The following is a 1232-nucleotide window of genomic DNA, read 5'->3' as shown; positions in this document are numbered from 1 at the left end:
CGCGACGCGGGTGACCGTCAGGTCCGGCGAGATCTCGTAGAAGGATCCGATGTTGCCCTGAGCGTTAAGAAGGTGCCCTTCCTTACCCCGCACCACCTCGCACCACGGAGTAAGGAGCGCATTGATGAAACTGGCCGTCGTGTACGGCGGGCGCAGCGGCGAGCACGACGTGTCGTGCAAGTCGGCCCGCAGCATCCTGGCCCACCTCGACCGCGGCCGGTACGACGTCACCGAGGTGCTGATCGCCCGCGACGGCGCCTGGCACGTCGACGGCGTCCCGCTGGGCATCGGCGACGCGCTGCGCACCCTGGGCCGGGCCGACGTGGTGTTCCCCGCCCTGCACGGCCCGTACGGCGAGGACGGCACCATCCAGTCGCTGCTGGAACTGGTCGGCGTCCCGTACGTCGGCAGCGGCGTGCTGGCCAGCGCCACCGGCATGGACAAGGAGTTCACCAAGAAGATCCTCGCCGCGGACGGGCTGCGGGTCGCCGACGGCGCGGTGCTGCGGCCCGGCGAGGCCGAGCTGTCCCCCGCCGACCGGCAGCGGCTGGGCCTGCCGGTGTTCGTGAAACCGGCCCGCGCCGGGTCGAGCATCGGCGTGACCCGCGTCGACGACTGGGCCGCGCTGCCCGCCGCGCTGGACGCGGCCCGTGCCAGCGACGGCAAGGTGCTGGTCGAGGCGGGCGTGGCCGGGCGCGAGGTGGACGTGGCGGTGCTGCAGCAGCCCGACGGCAGCCTGCGGGCCGGGCCGCCGCTGGAGATCCGGGTCGCGGGCGGGCACGACTTCTTCGACTACGACGCCAAGTACACCGCCGGCGAGGTCGTGTTCGACATCCCGGCCCGGCTCGACCCGGCGGTCACCGCGCACCTGCAGCAGCTGGCGATGCGCGCGTTCACCGCCCTGGACTGCCGCGGCCTGCTGCGCGTCGACTTCTTCCTGCCCGCCGACGGCGGCGAGCCGGTCCTCAACGAGGTCAACACGTTCCCGGGGTTCACGTCCGCGTCGCAGTACCCGCGCATCTGGCAGGCCGCCGGGATGTCGTACCCGGACCTGCTCGACACGCTCGTCGCCACCGCGCTGGCCGGCGCCGCCCGCGGCCTGACCGCGCTGTCGCGCCGCTGACTCCGGGGTGCCGGGCCACTCGGGGTAGGCCCGGCCGCGTTCTCCCACGCCGGCGAACTCGGGCACCTCGAATTCCTGCAGGTCCTCTGCCACGACGAGATCAGCCGCC

The 1232-nt window shown here is 73.4% G+C and carries 1 protein-coding gene; it reads left to right on the top strand.

Annotation, left to right across the window (positions count from 1 at the left end):
* Positions 1 to 124: 124 nt before the first annotated feature.
* Complete coding sequence (locus AB0J67_RS41265; protein WP_363491302.1) at positions 125 to 1123, top strand: D-alanine--D-alanine ligase family protein; 999 nt, start codon at positions 125 to 127, stop codon at positions 1121 to 1123.
* Positions 1124 to 1232: the final 109 nt, after the last annotated feature.

The organism is Catellatospora sp. NPDC049609, from assembly GCF_040675365.1.
In the GTDB taxonomy this organism is placed as follows: Bacteria; Actinomycetota; Actinomycetes; order Mycobacteriales; family Micromonosporaceae; genus Catellatospora.
The sequence above is the reverse complement of the archived record's forward strand: the minus strand, read 5'-3'. Positions and strand labels throughout refer to the sequence as shown.

What these genes read in the sequence shown, in the direction of transcription:
- AB0J67_RS41265 (WP_363491302.1), top strand. Translation starts at nt 125, where the DNA reads ATGAAACTGGCCGTCGTGTACGGCGGGCGCAGCGGCGAGCACGACGTG.